This is a genomic window from Trujillonella endophytica, assembly GCF_900110555.1.
Classification (GTDB): domain Bacteria; phylum Actinomycetota; class Actinomycetes; order Mycobacteriales; family Geodermatophilaceae; genus Trujillonella; species Trujillonella endophytica.
This window is the reverse complement of the sequence record NZ_FOEE01000007.1, coordinates 247648-267036: the sequence shown is the minus strand read 5'-3', so window position 1 is coordinate 267036 and position 19389 is coordinate 247648. Positions and strand designations below refer to the sequence as shown.

General features: G+C 76.3%; 20 protein-coding genes. 11 read left to right on the top strand and 9 right to left on the bottom strand.

Going from position 1 to position 19389, the window contains the following annotated elements:
- Positions 1 to 12: 12 nt before the first annotated feature.
- Positions 13 to 1224: a polyprenyl synthetase family protein gene (locus BMY88_RS13260; RefSeq protein WP_091944022.1), complete on the bottom strand. Its 1212-nt coding sequence runs from the start codon at positions 1222 to 1224 to the stop codon at positions 13 to 15.
- Between the two features lie 109 nt (positions 1225 to 1333).
- On the opposite strand from BMY88_RS13260, the gene metF reads away from it, so the two are divergent.
- On the top strand, positions 1334 to 2248 hold the full coding sequence (metF, locus tag BMY88_RS13255) for a methylenetetrahydrofolate reductase [NAD(P)H] (RefSeq protein ID WP_091943880.1): 915 nt from the start codon (positions 1334 to 1336) through the stop codon (positions 2246 to 2248).
- On the opposite strand, the gene BMY88_RS13250 is transcribed toward metF, so the two are convergent.
- A complete protein-coding gene (locus tag BMY88_RS13250) occupies positions 2241 to 2879 on the bottom strand; it encodes a hypothetical protein (protein ID WP_091943877.1) in 639 nt (212 codons plus the stop codon). The genes metF and BMY88_RS13250 overlap by 8 nt on opposite strands.
- Before the next feature lie 62 nt (positions 2880 to 2941).
- On the opposite strand from BMY88_RS13250, the gene BMY88_RS13245 reads away from it, so the two are divergent.
- The 3 genes from BMY88_RS13245 (at position 2942) to BMY88_RS13235 (ending at position 5121) form a co-directional block, all read left to right on the top strand.
- Positions 2942 to 3409, top strand: a complete 468-nt coding sequence (locus tag BMY88_RS13245) for a nuclear transport factor 2 family protein (protein ID WP_091943874.1) — start codon at positions 2942 to 2944, stop codon at positions 3407 to 3409.
- An 8-nt stretch (positions 3410 to 3417) separates the two neighbouring features.
- Positions 3418 to 4080, top strand: coding sequence for a CDP-alcohol phosphatidyltransferase family protein (locus BMY88_RS13240; protein WP_091943871.1), 663 nt, complete (start codon positions 3418 to 3420; stop codon positions 4078 to 4080).
- A gap of 63 nt (positions 4081 to 4143) precedes the next feature.
- Positions 4144 to 5121: a carbohydrate kinase family protein gene (locus BMY88_RS13235; protein WP_091943868.1), complete on the top strand. Its 978-nt coding sequence runs from the start codon at positions 4144 to 4146 to the stop codon at positions 5119 to 5121.
- 101 nt (positions 5122 to 5222) lie between these two features.
- Here BMY88_RS13235 and BMY88_RS13230 read toward each other — a convergent pair whose 3' ends face one another.
- Entirely contained in the window at positions 5223 to 5879 is a 657-nt protein-coding gene (locus BMY88_RS13230; protein WP_244524667.1) for a flavin reductase family protein, read from the bottom strand.
- A gap of 73 nt (positions 5880 to 5952) precedes the next feature.
- Between BMY88_RS13230 and BMY88_RS13225 the strand changes: the two genes are divergently transcribed.
- On the top strand, positions 5953 to 6357 hold the full coding sequence (locus BMY88_RS13225; RefSeq protein WP_211435626.1) for a VOC family protein: 405 nt from the start codon (positions 5953 to 5955) through the stop codon (positions 6355 to 6357).
- Here the strand turns inward: BMY88_RS13225 and BMY88_RS13220 are convergent.
- Genes BMY88_RS13220 through BMY88_RS13200 form a run of 5 tightly spaced genes read right to left on the bottom strand, consistent with a single transcriptional unit; the run spans position 6332 to position 10992 of the window.
- Positions 6332 to 7435, bottom strand: a complete 1104-nt coding sequence (locus BMY88_RS13220) for a glycosyltransferase family 2 protein (protein ID WP_091943863.1) — start codon at positions 7433 to 7435, stop codon at positions 6332 to 6334. The two genes, BMY88_RS13225 and BMY88_RS13220, sit on opposite strands and share 26 nt — an antisense overlap.
- Positions 7432 to 8223: a carotenoid biosynthesis protein gene (locus BMY88_RS13215; RefSeq protein ID WP_244524666.1), complete on the bottom strand. Its 792-nt coding sequence runs from the start codon at positions 8221 to 8223 to the stop codon at positions 7432 to 7434. Before BMY88_RS13215 ends, BMY88_RS13220 begins: the two co-directional genes overlap by 4 nt.
- An 11-nt stretch (positions 8224 to 8234) precedes the next feature.
- On the bottom strand, positions 8235 to 9887 hold the full coding sequence (locus BMY88_RS13210) for a phytoene desaturase family protein (protein WP_211435625.1): 1653 nt from the start codon (positions 9885 to 9887) through the stop codon (positions 8235 to 8237).
- Positions 9884 to 10477 (bottom strand): GNAT family N-acetyltransferase, encoded by a 594-nt coding sequence (locus tag BMY88_RS13205; RefSeq protein ID WP_091943858.1) that lies wholly within the window; start codon positions 10475 to 10477, stop codon positions 9884 to 9886. Before BMY88_RS13205 ends, BMY88_RS13210 begins: the two co-directional genes overlap by 4 nt.
- Positions 10474 to 10992 (bottom strand): YbaK/EbsC family protein, encoded by a 519-nt coding sequence (locus BMY88_RS13200; RefSeq protein WP_091943856.1) that lies wholly within the window; start codon positions 10990 to 10992, stop codon positions 10474 to 10476. The genes BMY88_RS13205 and BMY88_RS13200 overlap by 4 nt, the downstream gene beginning before the upstream one ends.
- A gap of 230 nt (positions 10993 to 11222) precedes the next feature.
- On the opposite strand from BMY88_RS13200, the gene BMY88_RS13195 reads away from it, so the two are divergent.
- A complete protein-coding gene (locus tag BMY88_RS13195) occupies positions 11223 to 12620 on the top strand; it encodes an HNH endonuclease signature motif containing protein (protein ID WP_139220471.1) in 1398 nt (465 codons plus the stop codon).
- Between the two features lie 12 nt (positions 12621 to 12632).
- On the opposite strand, the gene BMY88_RS13190 is transcribed toward BMY88_RS13195, so the two are convergent.
- The gene (locus BMY88_RS13190; RefSeq protein ID WP_170861095.1) at positions 12633 to 13271 is read right to left on the bottom strand and encodes a maleylpyruvate isomerase family mycothiol-dependent enzyme; all 639 of its coding nucleotides are present in this window, start codon (positions 13269 to 13271) and stop codon (positions 12633 to 12635) included.
- Positions 13272 to 13512: 241 nt separating this feature from the next.
- Between BMY88_RS13190 and BMY88_RS13185 the strand changes: the two genes are divergently transcribed.
- From BMY88_RS13185 to BMY88_RS13165, 5 genes are all read left to right on the top strand, one after another.
- Positions 13513 to 13833, top strand: a complete 321-nt coding sequence (locus BMY88_RS13185; RefSeq protein ID WP_091943848.1) for a DUF6504 family protein — start codon at positions 13513 to 13515, stop codon at positions 13831 to 13833.
- Positions 13833 to 14351 (top strand): SAV_6107 family HEPN domain-containing protein, encoded by a 519-nt coding sequence (locus BMY88_RS13180; protein WP_170861094.1) that lies wholly within the window; start codon positions 13833 to 13835, stop codon positions 14349 to 14351. The genes BMY88_RS13185 and BMY88_RS13180 overlap by 1 nt, the downstream gene beginning before the upstream one ends.
- A 44-nt stretch (positions 14352 to 14395) precedes the next feature.
- Positions 14396 to 18190 carry a DNA polymerase III subunit alpha gene (locus BMY88_RS13175; protein WP_428978319.1) on the top strand — a complete coding sequence of 1265 codons (3795 nt, stop codon included), beginning with the start codon at positions 14396 to 14398 and terminating at the stop codon, positions 18188 to 18190.
- Positions 18191 to 18201: 11 nt separating this feature from the next.
- Positions 18202 to 18819, top strand: a complete 618-nt coding sequence (locus tag BMY88_RS13170) for a GDSL-type esterase/lipase family protein (protein WP_091943843.1) — start codon at positions 18202 to 18204, stop codon at positions 18817 to 18819.
- A 64-nt stretch (positions 18820 to 18883) separates the two neighbouring features.
- Complete coding sequence (locus BMY88_RS13165) at positions 18884 to 19387, top strand: VOC family protein (RefSeq protein ID WP_091943842.1); 504 nt, start codon at positions 18884 to 18886, stop codon at positions 19385 to 19387.
- Positions 19388 to 19389 lie beyond the last annotated feature (2 nt).

Sequence of the window (19389 nt, the reverse complement as noted above, 5' to 3'; positions counted from 1 at the left end):
CTCGTCAGCCGTTCAGGCGGTGCGGGAGGTCGCGGCGACCGCGAGCGCGTCGAGGGCGGCCCGGGCCTCCTCGGCGATCGGCGCCTCCGCGATCGCGTCCCGGGCCCGGGCGGTCTGCTCGGCGATCCGCTGCTCGACCCGCGCCCGGGCGCCGGTGCTCTCGATGAGCCCGCGTAGCGCGTCGAGGTCGTCGGAACCGCAGTCGGGGTTGCCCAGGCACTCGGCGAGCAGGCGCCGGCCCGCGTCGTCGGCCTCCTCCGCGGCGAGGGCGACGAGCAGGGTCTGCTTGCCCTCGCGCAGGTCGTCGTCGGCCGACTTGCCCATGACGTCCGGGTCGCCGAAGACGCCGAGGACGTCGTCGCGCAGCTGGAACGCCTCGCCCAGCGGCAGACCGATCGCCGTGTACACCTCGGCCGCGCGAGGGCCGGCGCCGGCGAGGGCCGCGCCCAGCTGGAGCGGGCGCTGCACCGTGTACCCGGCGCTCTTGTAGCGGGCCACGGCCAGCGCGCCCTCGGCGCCGGGCAGGCCGCCGGCGGCGCGCAGCAGGTCGAGGTACTGGCCGGCGGTGACCTCGGTGCGCATCGTGTCCCAGACGGAGCGGGCGCGGGCCAGGGCGGCCGCGGAGATCCCCGACCGGCGCAGCAGCTCGTCGGACCACACGAGCGCGAGGTCGCCGACGAGGATCGCCGCGCCGACCCCGAAGGCCGCGGCGTCGCCGGAGAGGGTCAGGTCGGCGTGCCGGGAGGCGAAGCCGATGTGCGTGGCCGGCCGGCCGCGCCGGGTGAGGGCGCCGTCCATGACGTCGTCGTGCACGAGCGCGCTGGCGTGGACGAACTCCAGCGCCGCGACGGCGCGCAGCACGGCGGCGTCGTCCTCCGCCGGGCCCGAGACGGCCTCGACCGCGCCGCGCCAGCCCCAGTAGGCGAAGGCCGGGCGCAGCCGCTTGCCGCCGTCGGCGACGGCGGTGACCTCGTCGACGACCGGGGTGAGGGAGGGGTCCATGCCGGTGAGGACGGCTCGCTGCTCCTCGAGGAACCCGGAGAGGGCGGCCGCGACCGCGCTGCGGATGCGTGGGAGGTCGGCGCCGGCCAGCGGCGCGCTGCTCAGCTGCGCCGGTGGCCGCGGCGCGGGCTGGCGGCGCTCCGCCCCGGTGATCACGGACTCAGTATCCGCCCAGGAGGCGGTGGACCGCCGGTTCGGGCGGGGGAGCGGGTGCAGGGTCATGCCGGGGGCCTCCTCGTGCCGGTGCTCCTCCCTCTTCCGGTCGACCCGCCGCGCCGGATGCACCGGTGCCGGACCGGGTTCGCGGGCGACGTCCGTATCCTGACCAGCCATGACCAGGACCGTCGGTGAGCTGCTGGCCCGGGGCGGGCCGACGTGGTCGTTCGAGTTCTTCCCGCCGAAGACCCCCGAGGGCGAGCAGCAGCTGTGGACGGCGCTGCGCGAGCTCGAGCGGCTGCAGCCGTCGTTCGTGTCGGTGACCTACGGCGCGGGCGGCAGCACCCGCGAGGGCACGGTGTCGGTCACCGAGCGGATCGCCACCGAGACGACGATGACTCCGCTGGCCCACCTGACCGCCGTCGACCACAGCGTGACCGAGCTGCGGCACGTGGTCAGCCGGCTGGCCGCGGCCGGCGTGCGCAACCTGCTGGCGCTGCGCGGCGACCCGCCCGGCGCCGATCCGCAGGCCGACTGGGTGGCCCATCCCGAGGGGCTGTCCTACGCGGCCGAGCTCGTCGAGCTGATCCGGTCGATGGGCGACTTCTCGGTGGGTGTCGCCGCCTTCCCCGAGCGGCACCCGCGGTCGCCGGACTTCGAGACCGACGTCGAGATGTTCGTGGCCAAGTGCCGCGCCGGTGCCGACTACGCGATCACGCAGATGTTCTTCCGCACCGAGGACTACCTGCGGCTGCGCGACCGGGTCGTGGCCCGGGGCTGCGACGTGCCGATCATCGCGGGGGTGATGCCGGTGACCAACGCCCGGCAGATCACCCGGATCGTGCAGCTGTCGGGGCAGGCGTTCCCCGCGGAGCTCGCGGCGCGCTTCGCCGAGCTCGACGGCGACCGGCCCGAGGACAAGGCGGCGGTGCGCGCCTTCGGCGTCGAGGTGGCGACGGAGATGTGCCGGACGCTGCTGGACGAGGGGGTGCCCGGCATCCACTTCATCACCATGAACCGGTCGACGGCGACCCGCGAGGTCTTCGCCAACCTGCAGCCCGCGGCCGCCCCTGAGGCCTCCCTCAGCTGACGGCGGCGCGCGCGTCGGCCACGGCCGCCGCCTTGCCGGCGGCCCGGCGCAGCCCCTCCCGCTCCGCGGCGTACCCGCCGACCACGCCGACGACGGGCAGGTTGGACAGCGCCCGGGCGCCGAGCCGGCCCTTGGGGCGGGCGTCGAGGGCCTCGTCGATCCGGCCGAGCAGCCGGGCGACGCGCCACAGCGTGCGGGCGCGGCCGCGGAAGCCGGTCCGGTCCTCGCGGGCGCCGAGCGCGGCCTCGGTGTAGGTGCCGCGGGTGCGTTCCAGCAGCGGGCGGACGCGGTCGGCCGGCAGGTCGCGGTCCAGGAGCACGCGGGCGAGCAGGGACACCCGCTCGGCCGGGTCGTCGATGCCGTGCTCCCCGGCGACGCCGAGGACGACGACCGCCTGGGCGGCCGCGCCCACGGTGTTCTGCAGCGGCAGCAGGTCGGCCAGCTTGCCGGCGAAGCGCGGCGCGGCGGCGACCCCCGCGGCGACCCGGGAGACCTGGTGGGCCCACCACTGGTCGCGCTGGGCCTGCGGCATCGCCGGGGGCCGGCCCATCCGGCGCACCAGCGGGGCGGTCAGCCGGTCGACCCGGCGGAGCACGTCGACGACGGCGGCATCACTGTTCGGCGGGGCCATGGCGCCTCACTACCCACGCCCGGTGGCCGGTCATGCGGGACGGCGGTGGTACGAACTCGCGCGTGGAGCTGTGGGAGCTGGTCGCGCGGGAGCGGATCCGGGACACGTTGGCGCGCTACAACTGGAGCGGCGACGCGGGGCGGGCGGACGAGCTGGCGGCGGCGTTCGCACCGGACGGCGTCCTGCAGCTGCGGTCGGGCCCCACCCTGCGCGGCCGGGGGGAGATCCGGGACTTCATCGGCGGGGTGGCCGCGCGGGAGGCGGGGCCCGCTCCGGCGGGGCCCGCTCCCGCCGGGCCGAAGCTGGTGCGCCACCTGCTGACCAACACCCGGTTCACGGCGCTGTCCCCGCGGGAGGCCTCGGTGTCGTCCTACTTCACCGTCGTCACCGAGGTCGGCCTCGACCACGCGGGCCGCTACCGGGACACCCTGGTGCCGGTGGACGACGCGTGGCTGATCGCGCACCGGCTGGTGTCCACCGACTGGGTGGCGCCGGGCTCGGTCATGGCGTCCCCGCCCCCGGCCCGCTGACCCGCGCTGTGCTGAGCCGGGACGAGTACCTCGCCGCGTGGGCGCGCTGGCACGGTGGCACGGACCCGGCGGCCAGCCGGCTCGTCCGCGGCTGGCTGACCGCCGCCTACACGCTGGCCCGGCCGGTGGCGGGCCTGCCGCCGGTGGTCGCGACGGCCGTGGGGCTGCTGGTCGCCGTCGCGTCGGTCGGCCCGGCGCTGGCCGGCGGGTACTGGCTGCTCGCCGCCGGGGTGCTCGTCGGCCTGTCCGGGCTGCTGGACTCCCTCGACGGGGCGCTGGCGATCGCCACCGGCCGCGCGTCGCGCCGCGGGTACGTGCTCGACTCCGCCGTCGACCGGCTCACCGAGGCGGCGTACGCGGCGGCGCTCTGGGCGGCGGGCGCCCCGGGGTGGCTGGCCGTCGTCTTCGGTGCGCTGTGCTGGCTGCCCGACTACCTGCGGGCGCGCGCCGGGCAGGCCGGCGTCGCCGAGACGGGGGACATCTCGGTGTGGGAGCGGCCGACCCGCGTGGCCATGACCGGGATGACGCTGGTGGGGGCCGGCGTCGTCGCCGGGGCGGGGTCCGACGTGCCCGCCGTCGTCGTCACGACGGGGACGGCGGTCGGAGCCCTGCTGGGCGTCGTCGCCGTCGCGCAGCTGGGCCGCGCCATCCGCCGGGCACTGGCGGACTGAGTACTCCTACTCTTGTCGGGCCATCCCGCGCCGCCGGCGCCGCAGTCCAGCCGAGGAGCGCTCGTGCCCGTCGCCGTCACCGGCTCCATCGCCACCGACCACCTCATGACCTTCCCGGGGAAGTTCACCGAGCAGTTCGTCGAGGGGCAGATGGAGAACGTCTCGCTGTCGTTCCTCGTCGACGACCTGGTGCAGCACCGCGGTGGGGCCGGCGCGAACATGGCCTACGGCCTCGGCCTGCTCGGGGTCGGCCCGGTCCTCGTCGGCGCGGTCGGCAGCGACTTCGCCGACTACGAGGCCTGGCTGAACCGCCACGGCGTCGACACCTCGAGCGTGCACTGGTCGGAGTTCAAGCACACCGCGCGGTTCGTGTGCACCACCGACCAGGTCAACAACCAGATCGCGTCCTTCTACTCGGGCGCCATGGCCGAGGCCAGCCAGATCGAGCTCGCGCCGGTGGCCAAGCGGGTGGGCTCGCTGGACCTCGTCGTCGTCGGCCCCAACGACCCGACGGCGATGGTCCGGCACACGCAGGAGTGCCGGCAGCGCGGCTTCGCCTTCGCCGCCGACCCCAGCCAGCAGCTGGCCTGGGCCGACGGCGCGATGATCCGCCAGCTGGTCGACGGCGCGGACCTGCTGTTCACCAACGAGTACGAGTCGCACCTGCTGCTGCAGAAGACCGGCTGGACCGACGCCGAGGTGCTCGCCCGCGTGGGCCTGTGGGTGACCACCCGGGCTGCCGACGGCGTCCTGGTGCGCTCGGTCGGTGCCGACCCGATCGAGGTCAAGGCCGTGCCCGAGACCAAGCCGGTCGAGCCCACCGGCGGCGGCGACGCCCTGCGCGCGGGCTTCATCGCCGGCCGCTCCTGGGGCCTGTCGGTGGAGCGCTGCACCCAGCTGGGGTCGGCGGTCGCGACCGAGGCGGTCGAGGTGATCGGCACCCAGGAGTACGAGCTGGTGCGGGTGCCGTTCCTGGCCCGGTTCGCCGAGGCCTTCGGCGAGGAGGCCGCCGCCGAGGTCGCCGCGCACCTGCCGGCCTGAGCTCGACCATGATCGCGAGTCACGCGGTGTGGTCGCCGGCGCCGCGCTGTGGCGCGGGTGTCGCGACCACACCGCGGCGGTCGCGATCATGATGTCAGGCGTCAGCGGTCGCGGACGCGCTCGCCGATCGACGGGTCGCCGGCCCAGTCGCGGTAGGGGATCCGCGGGATCTCCAGCACCTCGCCGATGGTCGACCACTCGTTGCCGCCCAGGCGTGCCAGCGGCCGCAGCTCCTCGATCCGCGGCCGGCCCTCGCGGACGGCGCTGCTCCACGCGCTGATGAGCTGCACGCGCCCGAACACCACGGTGCTGTCGCCCAGTCGCACGGTGGAGTGCAGCGTGCACTCGACCGAGACCGGCGACTCGGCGACCCGCATCGCGGCCACCCGGAGGCTCGGCTCGAGGTGCAGCCCGGCGTGCTCGGCCTCGCTCTGGTCCGGCGGGAAGTCGGTGCCCGTGGCGTTGACCTGTTCGAACAGGGCCTCCGGCGTGAGGTTCACGGTGAAGTCGCCGGTGGCCTCGACGTTGTTCAGCGAGTCCTTGCGGCCGACGGAGGTGAACTGCACGACCGGCGGGTCCACGCACGCCACCGTGTAGAACGAGTGCGGCGCCAAGTTGTGCACCCCCTCGGCGGAGCGGCTGCACACCCAGGCGATCGGCCGGGGCACCACCACCGAGTTCAGCACCCGGTAGAACGCACGGGTCGCCATCTCGGCGGGATCGAAGGTGGTGCGGTCGGCGGGCGGGTGCGGGGTCACCCCGCCATCCTCTGTCACGCGACCCGGCCCGGCTGATCCGATGAGTTCGGCGGGCTGCCGCCGTCTCAACGGCATGACGACGACGAGGGTGATCAGCGTGTCCGTGCCGGTCCGGGACCAGGACGAGGCGCTCGCGTTCTACACCGGCGTGCTCGGCTGCGAGGTGCGGATGGACGCCGAGGTCTGGCCCGGGGCACGCCTGATCGAGGTGGTGCCGCCCGGCTCGACCGTGGGGATCCTGCTCCTGCCACCGGACGGCGAGATCCCGGTCGCGATCCGGCTGGGGACGACGGACGTGGCGGCGGCCCACGAGTGCATCCGGGAGGCCGGGGTGGCACTGCACAACGACGAGGTGCTGCACCTCGAGGGTGCGCCGCCGATGTTCTCGTTCGCCGATCCCGACGGGAACGGCCTGGTCTACCTGGAGGAGCAGCCTGACCCCACCGAGCGGCTCAGAGCCGGCGACCACGCCAGGTGAGCGTGCCCCGGCGGTGCCCGGCGACCGACCGGGCCAGCAGGAGGTCGAACGCCAGCAGCGACACCGGGTGGGCCAGCGCGTCGGGCCACACGCGGGTGCCGGTCGCGGCCGCGCTCACCGCCCGCCCGGCCACTCCCGCGGCGTAGCCCACCAGCCCCGCCCGGGAGCCGCGCAGCGCGGCCACCGCCGGGACGACACCGATCGCGCTGAGCACCGCGGCCGCGGCCACACCGGCCGCGGGCGAGCCGCCGACCGCGGCCCACAGCGACTTGGCGTAGCCCGCCGACAGCGCCGTCCACCCGTCGTACATCCGGCAGGCGGCCAGTTCCGCGCCGGCCACGGGAACCGCCCGGCCTCCGGCACGCTTGACGGCCCGGGCCAGCGCGACGTCCTCGAGCACCTCGCCGCGCACCGCCGCGTGCCCGCCCGACGCCAGGTACGCCGGCACGGTCAGCACCAGGAACTGGCCGTTCGCCGCGGTCAGCGACGGTCGCGGGGAGCGCTCGGCCAGCCGCAGCGGCAGCGTCGTCGCCCACAGCCAGGGGGCGAGCGGCTGGACCAGCCGCTCGGCGAGGGTGCCCGTGAGCGGCCGGGGCCACGGCGAGACCAGGTCGAGCCCGGCGCCGTCCAGGATCGCGACGGCGCGGGCGATGGCGTCGGGGAACAGCCGGACGTCGGCGTCGACGAACACCAGTACCCCGTCGGGGTCGGCCGGCACCTTCTCCACCCCGGTGGCGCAGGCGTGCGGCTTGCCGAGCCAGCCCGGAGGCGGCGGCGGGGCGGTCACCACCTGCACCCGCGGGTCGTCGACGGTGCGCAGCACGTCGGCGGTGCCGTCGGTGGAGCCGTCGTCCACCACGACGACCGTCAGGTCGGGCACGCCCCGCTGGGCGAGCAGGGCGGCGACGCACTCGCCGACGTGCCGCTCCTCGTCGCGCACCGGCACGACCACGCTGACCGGGCGCAGGACCGCCGGGTGCCGCTCCGGCGGGCGGCGCAGCAGCCGCACGTTCACCGCCGCGTGCGCCGCGAGGACGACGGCCGCGGCCGACAGCCCCCGGACGACCCGACCGCTCACCGGCGGGCCCGCGCGGCCTGGACCGCGAGCGCGGCGAGCACCGGCACGGCGAGGGTCGCTCCCCAGGCCGCCGAACCGGGCAGGTCCAGCCAGCCGGCGTGCGCCAGCGCCCCACCGAGGGTCATCCACCCGAGCGCGGCCAGCGGCGCGCCGTCCCCGGTGCGGGGCCCGGTCGCCGTCCGCTCGACCAGCCGGTCGAGGAGCGCCATGAGCAGCAGCCCGGCGAGCAGCCAGCCGGCCAGGTTGGTCAGCGGCACGGTGTCGATGCCGGGCAGGCCGGGGGAGGGGTGCGTCCACGTCCAGTAGCCGGCCTGCACCATCTGCGGATCCAGGACGACGTCCCACGCCGCGAACACCGCCGCGGCCGCGGCCACGCGGGCCGGACGCCGGCGGCCTGCCCGCACCCCGCGGGTCAGCCGCGACCCCAGCAGCCAGCTGGGCCAGGCCATCATCAGCCAGGCCAGCGGCACCAGGAACGGCACGCCGAGCAGGGTCGGACCGAGGTCGTCGCCGTAGTCGTAGGAGCCGTACGGGAAGCCGGTCGCCAAACCGATCGACTCGAGGACGACGGCGGCGCCCGCGACCAGGCCGAGCACGCCGAGCCCCGTGCGCGCGCCCCGGCTCCCCGCCGCGTGCGCGACCGACAGCGCCGCACCGAGCAGCACGACGGCCCAGCTGACCGCGGTGCGCGCGCCGCCGTCGGTGAGCGGGTAGGCGATCGCGGTCGCGACCAGGACGGCGGTGAGCGCCCACGGGACCGCGCTCCGGACGCCCGGGGGTGCTGCCACCGACGGCGCGCTCACCGGCGCAGCCGGCCCGCGAGCCCGGCCAGCACCCTGCGCCCGCGCGCGTACCGGCCGCGGTCGGCGAGGACCAGCCGCGCCGCCGTCCGGCCCGAGTTGCCCGACACCCCGCCGCCGGGGTGCGTCGACGCGCCGGCCAGGTAGAGGCCCGGCAGGCCGGGCACGCGCTGACCGGCCAGGGCCGGCGTCGGCCGCAGCGAGAACATGCTCGCCAGGCCCATCTCCACGTGCATGACGTTGCCACGGAGCAGCGACAGCTCGCGCTCCAGCGCCACGGGCGTCTGCACGTACAGCTCGCGTACCGAGTCGGCGAAGCCGGGGGCGTACCGGTCGACCGCCGCGAGCAGCTCCCGCGCCGCCGGCGCCGCGAGCGTCTCCCAGTCGGCGCCGGACGCGAGCTCGTACGGGTACCACTGCCCCCAGACGGTGACCACGTGCTGCCCGGGCGGGGCGAGGGTCTCGTCGGTCGCCGAGAAGCACATCGCCAGGGGCACCGGCTCGCGCGGGAGGCGGCCGGCGGCGAAGTCGCCGTGCGCGGCGGCCAGGGTGGCGCGGTCGGTGCACAGCAACTGCAGCCCGCCCAGCGCCAGCTCGGCCGGCACCCCGGGATAGGACGGCGGGGCGTCGGTCAGCGCCCGCAGCACGAGGCCGAAGCCGTTGCCCAGCGGTGGCGCCGCGGCGGCCAGGGCCGGGGGCGCGTCGTCGCCGGCGAGGTCGCGGGTGGCCAGGACGTGGGCGGCGGAGACGACGACGGGCGCCCGCAGCTCCCGCCCGGACGTCGTCCGCACGCCGGCGACGCGGCCGTCCTCGACCAGCAGGCGCTGCGCGGCGTCGCCGAGGGCCACCCGCCCGCCGTCGGCCTCCAGCCGCCGGCGCAGCGCGGCCGTCAGCCCGCCCGAGCCGCCCACGGGGTGGCCCGGCGGCACGTCGTGCAGCAGCGCGACCCAGCCGACCATCGCCGCCGTGCCCGGCTCGCTCATCGGTGGCCCGGACTGCGCGCCGAACCAGGCCAGCGCGGCCTTGAGCCGCTCGCTGGTGAACCAGCGGTCCAGCAGCGCGTCGCCCGAGCCCAGGAAGTCCACCGCGAGGTCGCCGCCCGGGGTGCGCGGCCGGCCGTCGCGGGGAGCGCCCAGCGGCCAGAAGGCCCGGACCAGCCTGCCCGGGGTGGGCGGGCCGGCGAACGAGGCGACGACGGCGCGGCTGCGCGGCGCCCACTCGGCGACGAAGCGGCGGTAGGCGTCGGCGTCGGCCGCCCCGCAGGCGGCCTCGATCGAGGCGCAGGTGGCGTCGAGGTCGACGGAGAGGACGAGCGGCCGCCCGTCCGGGCCGGGATCGCCGGGGACCGGGGCGGGGGCGAACCCCCACGGGTCGCAGTCGAGGTAGCGCAGCCCGTGCGCGGCCAGGTCCAGCTCCTCGACGATGCCGCTGTGCCGCACGATCACGTGCGCGCTCGAGCCGCGGTCCACCCGCACGCCGGGCCAGCGCTCGACCGTGGAGACGGCCCCGCCGAGGACCTCGTCGCGCTCCAGCACCTCGACCGCCAGCCCGGCGCGGGCCAGGTAGCAGGCGGCGACCAGGCCGTTGTGTCCCGAGCCGACGACGACGGCGTCCAGGGTGCGGGTGGGGGGCTGCGGGTCGGCGGCGGTCACACCTGGTCGTTCGGCAGACCGGGACCGCGCGGATGCAGGGGGAGGCGGGCGCCGAGGATGGCGAAGGGGCGGGCGTCGCCGGGGAAGTGGTGACCGCGGGCGAGGTCGACGAAGCCGTCGGCGTGGTACAGCCGGAAGGCCTTGGTGTCGGCGTCCGGGGTGGACAGCAGCGCCACCGGGTTGGGCAGATCCGCGACCAGCGCGTGCAGCAGCTGGCGGCCCAGGCCGCGGCTCTGCGCGTCGGGGTGCACGTGCAGCTCGCAGACCTCGAAGGCGCCGGGCAGCCACCGCTTCGCCGTCCGCCGGTCCAGGGCGGCGCGGACCTGGTCGTGCCACCACTGCCCGGGGGCGATCTCGTAGCCGTAGCCGAAGCCGGCCATCCGCTCGCCGTCGGGATCGGAGACGAACGCCCCGACGGCGCGGAAGCCCGGCCGCTCGGTGTGCTGGATGGCGTAGCCGTAGCGGCCGGCGACCACGGAGGACGAGTAGCCCATCGCGGCGCCGTAGATGGTCAGCGCCTCCTGCATGTTGTCCCGGATCCACCCGGTGGGCAGCTGGGTGACCCGCGTCGCGGGGGTCGTGCCGGTCATGCCTGTACCGCCTCGGGGAGGGCCGGCTCCGTCGGTCCGGGGCCCACCTCGGCGGGGGTGCCCTCGGTGAGTCGGAGGAGTTCGTCGTAGGTGGTCGGGAAGACGGTGTGCGGGTGCCCGGCGGCGGCCCACACCTGTGCGAAGCGGGCGAGTTCGACGTCGACCAGCGTGCCGATCGGGGCCGGGTGGCCGACCGGGGCGACGCCGCCGATGGCCTGACCGGTGTGCTCGCGCACGAAGTCCGGGCGGGCGACCCGGACCTCGGGGACGCCGAGCAGGGCCGCGACCAGGCCCGTGTCGACGCGGTGGGCGCCGCTGGTGAGCACCAGGAGCGGGCTGCCACCGACGTCGAACACCAGGCTGTTGGCGATGGCCCCGACCGGTACGCCGAGCTGCGCCGCGGCCTGGGCGGCCGTCCGGGCGCTGTCGGTCAGCTCGCGCACCTCGCCGGTCGCGCCGGCCTCGCGGAGCCGCCGGACGACCTCGGCGACCCGGGGGGAGTCGGCGGGCGGCATGCGGGCGATCCTCCCACCCGTTCCGGGGACCCGGCCGCTCGGGCGGCGCCGCTGCGTCCTCCCCGGCGGCCGCGGGAACGGCGTTCGGCCGACCTGCGGGAACTGTCGTACCCCGTGCATACGGTGCGGGTATGTGGGATCGACGGCCTCCCCCGCCGGAGTATGTCGGTGAGCAGGTGCCGGTCGCGCCGGCGGAGGTGGTGTCGAGCGCGGATTCCGAGCTGGATCTGGTGGCCGATATCTGGTCCACCGACGCACACATCGCGCGGGAGTACGCCCACCAGGCGGCGGTGATCGCCGAGCTGGCCCGCCGCCGGCGACGGGAGCGTGACGCCGCCTTCGGGGAGCGCGGCGGCCCCGGACCGGACGCGGTCGCGGCCCGGCCGGCGGCGCTGGCCGACGTGTCCGACGACTTCGTCTCCGAGTTGGCGGTGATCCGCGGCTGCGGAGAGTCCGAGGCCTCCCGGCTGGCGGTCGAGGCGCTGCTGCTCACCACCAAGCTGACCCCGACCTGGGGCGCGTTGTACGAGGGCCGGCTGACGATCCGCAAGGCCCGCATCCTGCTCGACCTGCTCGGCGACACCACCGACGACGTTGCCGCCGCGGTACAGAGCACGGTGCTGCCCGGCGCCGCCGACTGCCCACCGGGCCGGCTCGGTGACCGCACCCGCTACCACCTGTACCGGCACGACGCCGCTGCGCGGGAACGCCGCCGCCGGCAGGCCGAGCGGCGCGCCGACGTGCACGTCGAGCGGACCGCCGAGGGGCTGGGCCGGCTGGTCATCGAGGGCCCGTTCCCGCTGGTGGTCGCTGCCCGCGACGCGATCGGCACCTACGCCCTGTTCGCCCGCAACGACGGCTACACGGAACCGATCGGGCTGCTGCGCGCCACCGTCGCGCTGGACCTGCTGCTGCGCCCCTGGGACACCTCCCGCCCACCGGTCACCGCCCAGCTGACCATCCACGCCGCGATCCCCGCGCTGCGCCCCGATGCCCCCGCCGAGGCCCCGCCTGCGGAGGTGGACGGCACCTGGATCTCCGCCGCCCAGTGCCGCCAGGTCCTCGCCGAGCTGGACCTGCTCGGCCTCGGCCCGCCCCCGCCCGGTGGCTCCGTGCACGTCGCCCTCGACGACCCGGCCACCGGCCGGACCGTCGCCGTGGCCACCCGCGCCGAACTCCGCCGCGCCGCCGGCATCGGCCGCCGCCGAAGCCGCCCACCCGCCGGCGCCGCGCCTTCCACCGACGGCCCCGGTCTCGGGCCGCCCCCGCCGACTCGTGGCTACAGGCCGACCGCCGCCCAACGCCGCCTCGTGACCACCCGCGACCGGCGCTGCCGCATGCCCGGCTGCACCCGCCGCCCCGGCCGCTGCGACATCGACCACGTCACCCCGCACGCCGACGGCGGCCCTACCGCCTGCGCCAACCTCTGCTGCCTCTGCCGACGTCACCACCGCATCAAGACCTTCGCCCGCGACTGGACCTTCACCCTGCTCCCCGACGGCCGGCTCGTCGTCCGCACCCCGGCCGGCGTCACCCGCACCACCTCCCCACCCGGCTGGCACCACGACCCGCCACCCGACCCACCCGAACTCGACGAGACCGCACCGCCCGACCCGCACGGGACCTGAGGGTGTCCCGGGTCAGCCGCGGGCCCAGGTCCGCAGCGCCGCGGCGCCCGGGCCGGCCAGTTCGGAGAGCCGGGCGGGACGGCGCGTGATCGCCAGGGCCAGCGCCTCGACGGGGGCCTCGACCCGCGGGCCGGAGCCGCGCATCCACTCGACGTCGGTGGCCGCGTAGGTCAGTCCGGGCAGGCCGCGGGGCAGGAAGCCCGGAACGGCCCGCCTGCCGACCAGGAGGTCCAGGGCGTCGGCCCACGGGTCGAGCGTTCGTCCGTGGTCGAGGCCGAGCGGGACCGTGATGTCCAGCCGGTGCACGAGCAGGTCGGTCAGCGGGGCGTGCCAGTCCATCCCGGGTGGGGTGAACCGGCTGCCGGCGCGCTCCCGCAGGTCGGCGACGAGGGTGGCGGTCGGCAGTCGCGCGCGGTCGTCGGCCAGGGCGTGGTTGGCGCGGGCGAAGGAGCCCCGGGCGCGCACCATCGCGCGGAGGAAGCCGGCCGTCGAGCCGGTGGGTCCGACCATGAGGTGGGCGGCCACGTGCCGGACGGTCCAGTCGCGGCAGAGGCTCGGGGTGGCCCACTGCTCGACGGTCAGCGACTCCAGCAGGTCGGCGAGGGCGCGCCGCTCGGTCGCGATGGTCGCCCAGGCGCTCGCGTCGTCCACGCGGGGATCGTGGCAGGAAGGGGGGGCCGGCGGGAGACGACGGGGAGGACGACGGGGAGGACGCGGCAGGGGGGCGACGGCGGGCGCGTCCGGCTTGACGGCGGGGTGCCCGGTCGGGTGTACTCGACGTGTTCGAACACGCGTTCGAACGGCGTCACCCACCGCAGCTGCCGGGTCCTTCCCCACCCGCAGGCGCGGCCCGGGCCGACGCGACGGGTCGCCGAGCGATGGGGAGTCAGACATGAGCCGGGTGCTGGAGGGGATCGGCGGTCGGGTCGGCGAGGAGGTCCGGGTCGAGCGGGGGCCGCTGGGCCCGGTGCAGTTCTGGCGGGGCGAGTCGCGCTACGTCGTCGGCGAACTGCTCGACTCGTGGGTGGAGACCCCGGCCTGGTGGCGGGGTGCGGCCACCGGCGGGGCCTCGGGCGACCTCGTCGCCACGCGGGAGGTCTGGCGGCTGGAGGCGGTGCGGGCCGGCCGGTCGCGGATGAGCTTCGCCGGGGTCTACGACCTGTCGTGGGACGCGGCGGAGAACCGCTGGTCCCTCGTGCGGGTGCACGACTGATGGGCGCGCTGCGAGCCATGCCCTACGACCGGTCCGCCGATCAGTTGCCCCTGCCCCCGCCGGTGCCGGCCGCCGCTGCCGGGCTGCTCCAGCAGGCCCGCCGCGGGCTGGTCGAGGCCGCCGCCGCCACCGATCCCCGGGAGCGCTACGCCACCGCGCACCTGGCCGCGCTGCGCGTCGCCGCGGCGGTGCTGGCCGCCCGCACCCGCCCCGAGGGCGGCCGCCGTCGTCCGCGCAGTGCCTGGGCCCTGCTCGGCGAGGTCTGCCCGGAGCTGGGGGAGTGGGCCACCTTCTTCGCCGCCGGTGCCGCCAAGCGGGCCGCCGCGGAGGCCGGGCTGTCGCGCGCGGTCACCGAGCGCGAGGCCGACGACCTGGTCCGCGACGCCGAGGCCTTCCTCGCCGTGGTCGAGACGACCCTGACGCAGTTCCCCGAGCCGGCTCCCCGGCCCCGGGTGGTCGGCGGCACTGCCCACCGCGGGGGCACCGCCTCCCGCGGTGGCACGCGACCCCGGCGGTGAGCGACGACCCCTTCGTCCACCTGCACGTCGCCTCGGGCTACTCCATGCGCTACGGGGCCAACCACCCCGCCGACCTGGTCGCTCGCGCCGCCGAGCACGGCATGCGGGCGCTGGCGCTGACCGACCGCGACGGCCTCTACGGCGCGGTGAAGTTCGCGCTGGCCTGCCGGGCGGCCGACATCCGGCCGCTGTTCGGGGTGGACCTCGCGGTGACCCCGGCGGTGGACAGCTCCGTCCCCCCGGCGCTGGCGCACCCCCTCGGTGCGGGGCCGACCGGGGTGGCGGGCGCGCGCCACCGGGCCCGCCGCCCGCCGGCCCCCGACCGTGACGATCCGGTCGAGGGTGAGGGTTCCGGCAGGGGTGGCCGCCGGTCCCCGGTGCGCGGCGGGGCCGCCGTCGACGCCCGCCTACCCCGGGTCACCTTCCTGGCCCGGAACGGCGCCGGCTGGCGGTCGCTGTGCCGGCTGACCAGCGCCGTCCACCTGCGCGGCACCCGCGGTGAGCCGGTCGGCTCGCTGGCACTGGCCGCCGAGCACCCGCTCGGGCTCGTCGCGCTGCTGGGGCCGGACTCCCCGGTGGGGCGGGCGCTGGCCGCCGGCCGGGCCGACGTCGCCGCCGCCCGGCTGTCGGCCTGGCGGTCGGTGTTCGGGCCCGGTCAGCTGGCGCTGGAGGTCGTGCACCACCGCGGCCGGGGCGACCGGTCCCGGGCCCAGGCGATGCTGCGGTTCGCCGCGGACACCGGGGTGCCGGTGGTGCTGACCAACGCCGTCCGGTACGTCGACGCCCTCGACGCGCCCACCGCCGACGTGCTCGACGCCTCCCGCCGGCTGGTCGCCCTCGACCAGCGGCACGTCGACCGGCGCACCGCGGAGGGCTACCTGAAGTCGGGCAAGGAGATGGCCGAGGTCGCCGAGGACCTCGTGGGCCCCGACCGGGACGCGGCGCTGCGGCTGCTCGAGCGCACCGCCCGGCTGGCCGAGCAGTGCGTGGTCGACGTCCGGGAGGACCTGGGCATCGGCACCGTGCGCTATCCCGAGCTCGACGTCGTCACCACCCCCGCCGAGGCCGGGCTGGAGCCGGCGCAGGTGCTGCGCGCCCGCTGCGAGGCCGGGCTGGGCCGCCGCGGCATGGCCCCGACCGGGCAGGTGCGGCGGCGGCTGGACGACGAGCTCGCCGTCATCGAGCAGCTGGGCTACCCGTCCTACTTCCTCACCGTCGCCGACGTGGTCGACCTCATCACGAGATTGAGGGTCCGGGCCGCGGCGCGGGGGTCGGGCGCGGGCAGCCTGGTCACCTACCTGCTCGGCATCTCCGACGTCGACCCGATCCGCTACGGCCTGCTGATGGAGCGGTTCCTCTCCCCGCTGCGCCACCAGCTGCCCGACATCGACATCGACGTGGAGTCCGCCCGCCGGATGGAGGTCTACGACGCGGTCCTCGACCGCTTCGGCGCCGAGCGGGTCAGCTGCATCTCGATGATGGACACCTACCGGGTGCGGCACGCCATCAGGGACGTCGGCGCCGCCCTCGGCCTGCCGCCGGCCGAGGTCGACGCCGTGGCGAAGGCCTTTCCGCACATCCGGGCCAACCAGGTGCACGCCGCGCTCAAAGATCTCCCGGAGCTGCGCGCCAGCCGGATGGGCTCGAAGCGCTCCGGCGGCAGCGGCGATCTGGACCTGCTGTTCGACCTCGTCGCCCGGCTCGACGGGCTGCCCCGGCACATCGCCCTGCACCCGTGCGGGGTGCTGCTGTCCGACGCCACGCTGCTGGACCGCACCCCGGTGGAGAACAGCTACCTCGGCTATCCGATGAGCCAGTTCGACAAGGACGACGTCGAGGAGCTCGGGCTGCTCAAGCTCGACCTGCTCGGCATCCGCATGCAGTCGGCGATCGCGCACGCGATCTCCGAAGTGCAACGGGTGGACCACGAGCAGGTCGACATCGACGCCATCCCGCGCGACGACCCGACGACGTTCGAGCTGATCCGCAGCACCCGCACGCTGGGCATGTTCCAGATCGAGTCCCCGGGCCAGCGCGAGCTGGTCGGCAAGTTCGGGCCGCAGACCTTCGAGGACATCGTCATCGACATCTCGCTGTTCCGGCCCGGGCCGGTGAAGAGCGACATGGTGACGCCGTTCCTGATGGCCCGGAACGGCTGGCGGGAGCCGGTCTACCCGCACCCCGACCTGGCCCCGTACCTGGAGCAGACCGCCGGGGTGGTCGTCTTCCACGAGCAGGTGCTGCAGATCGTGGCGCAGATGACCGGCTGCGACCTCGCCCAGGCCGACGAGGCGCGCCGGGCGCTGGGCGACCGCGACCAGCACGAGGAGGTGCGCACCTGGTTCATGCCGGAGGCCCTGCGGCGCTATCCGGTCGGGGTCGTCGAGCAGGTCTGGCAGGTGCTGGTGGCCTTCGGCTCGTTCGGCTTCTGCAAGGCACACGCCGCGGCGTTCGCGCTGCCCACCTACCAGTCGGCCTGGCTGAAGACCCACCACACCGCGGCCTTCCTCGCCGGGGTGCTCACCCACGACCCGGGCATGTACCCGAAGCGGCTGATCCTCGACGACGCCCGCAACTTCGGCGTGCGGGTGCTGGGCCTGGACGTCAACGCCTCCGGGGCCACCTACCGGGTGGAGCGGCTCGACACGGAGGAGCCGGACCCGGAGGAGAGCGGCGGCGACGCCCCCGAGGCGTGGCGGCGGCCGGAGTGGATGCCGCCCGCGCTGCCCGACCCCTCCCGCTACGGCATCCGGCTCTCCCTCGCCGACGTCAAGGGCATCTCCGACGACGAGGTCGCCCGCGTCGTCGCCGGCCAGCCCTACCGCTCGCTCAACGACTTCTGGCAGCGGGCGTCGGCGTCCCGGCCGGTCGTCGAGCGGCTGGTGCTGGCCGGGGGGTTCGATGCGCTCTACGGCTTCGGGGTCCGCGACCGGGAGGCCGGGCGCCCCACCCGCAGCCGGTCGGCGGTCACCCGGCGCGACCTGCTGCTGCAGATCAGCGAGCTGGACCGGTGGAGCCGCAGCGGCGCCCGGGCCGGCGCGGTCGGCCAGCTGAGCCTGGACCTGCTCGGTCTGGACCTGCCGGAGGAGGACGGCGGCGGGGAGGAGGAGCCGGAGGAGACGGCGCTGGGCTGGGCCGCCGGCAGCGGGCTGCCCGAGTTCACCGACGCCGAACTGGTCCGCGCGGAGCTGGAGGTGCTCGGGCTGGACGCCAGCCGGCACGTCGTCGACTTCTACCGCCGCTTCCTGTCGGCGATCGGCGCGGTGCCGGCGGGGGAGCTGCTGACCTGCCGCAGCGGGTCGGAGGTGCTCGTCGCCGGGGTGAAGGTGGCCACCCAGACCCCGCCGATCCGCTCCGGGCGGCGGGTGGTGTTCGTGACCCTGGACGACGGCACCGGCTGCACCGACTCCACCTTCTTCGAGGACGTGCAGGGTCCCTACGCCGCGACGGTGTTCCACTCGTGGCTGCTGGTCATCCGCGGCGTGCTGCGGCGCACCGGGCCGCGCGGGGTGTCGATCCGGGCCACCGGGGCGTGGGAGCTGCCGGCCCTCCACGAGAGCTGGGAGACCGGCGGCCTGGCGGCGGTCGCCGAGCAGATGGCGGCCCCGGGGGCGTACACCGACCAGGCGATCGCCGGGGCCGCGGCCTCCCACGGGGCGCGGCCGGTGGTGGTCAAGCCGGTGCTGGTCCACCCGACCGGCTTCCGGATGTCGCCCTACGCCGACATCAAGCCGGCCGGCGACGACGCGGCCACGGCGGCCCGCCGGGCGGCGAGTGGGCGGGGCGCCGCCCCGCCGCGGAAGCTGTGGCACTCCAGCCCCGGCAGCTCCGGCCACTGAAGGATGGGTGCGTGATCCGGGATCTGCGCATCTGCTTCGTCGGCGACTCCTTCGTGGCCGGGGTCGGCGACCCCGAGCACCTCGGCTGGACCGGCAGGCTGGCCGCCGACAGCGAGCGCGCCGGCCTGCCGCTGACCCGCTACGTCCTCGGTGTGCGCCGGCAGACCAGCGCCGAGGTCGCCGCGCGGTGGGCGGCCGAGTGCACGCCGCGCCTGGCGGGCGGGGCGTGGGAGCCGCGGGTCGTGCTCTCCGTCGGCGTCAACGACACGGCGCACGAGGACGGCGTGCCCCGGCTGGCGCCCGACCGGTCGGTGGCCGCCCTCACCGGCATGCTCGATCGAGCGGCGGCGGCCGGCTGGCCGGTGCTCGTGGTCGGCCCACCGCCCGTCGCCGACGACGCGCACACCGAACGCACCGCGGCCCTCGACGACCGCTTCGCGCAGGTCTGCGCCGAGCACGCGGTGCCCCACGTGCCCGTCGTCGGGCACCTGGCCGGGAACCCGACCTGGATGCGCGAGGTCGCCGCGGGCGACGGCGCCCACCCGGGAGCCGCCGGGTACGCCGCGCTGGCCGACCTCGTCCGCCCGCACTGGACGGCGTGGCTGGCGGGTCGCACTCCGCAGCGATGAGTTCCGGGTGCCCGGACCGTCCTCCCATGACGACCAGCACGCCGCCGAGAGGGGAGCGACCGCCATGCCGAAGACCGTGATCAGCCTGTGGTTCGACACCGAGGCGGAGGAGGCCGCCCGCTTCTACACCTCGATCTGGCCCGATGCCGAGCTGCTCGACACCCTCAGGTTCGGCGCCGAGGACCCGCAGCGGGAGGGGCAGGTCCTGACCGTGAACTTCCGTCTCGGGGACACCGAGTACATGGCCCTCAACGGCGGCAAGGCGGACTGGGCCTTCAGCGAGGCCGTCTCCTTCATGATCATGTGCGCCGACCAGGCCGAGGTCGACCACTACTGGGACCGGCTCACCGAGGGCGGCGAGGAGAGCGAGTGCGGCTGGCTCAAGGACCGCTACGGGGTCTCCTGGCAGGTCACGCCGACCCGCCTGATGGAGCTGCAGGCCGACCCGGACCCGGAGCGGCGGCAGCGCGCCGTCCAGGCGATGTTCACGATGCGCAAGCTCGTGATCGCCGACCTCGAACGCGCCGCCGACGCCACGAAGGACCCCGCCCCCCTCCCGCCTCGCTAGCT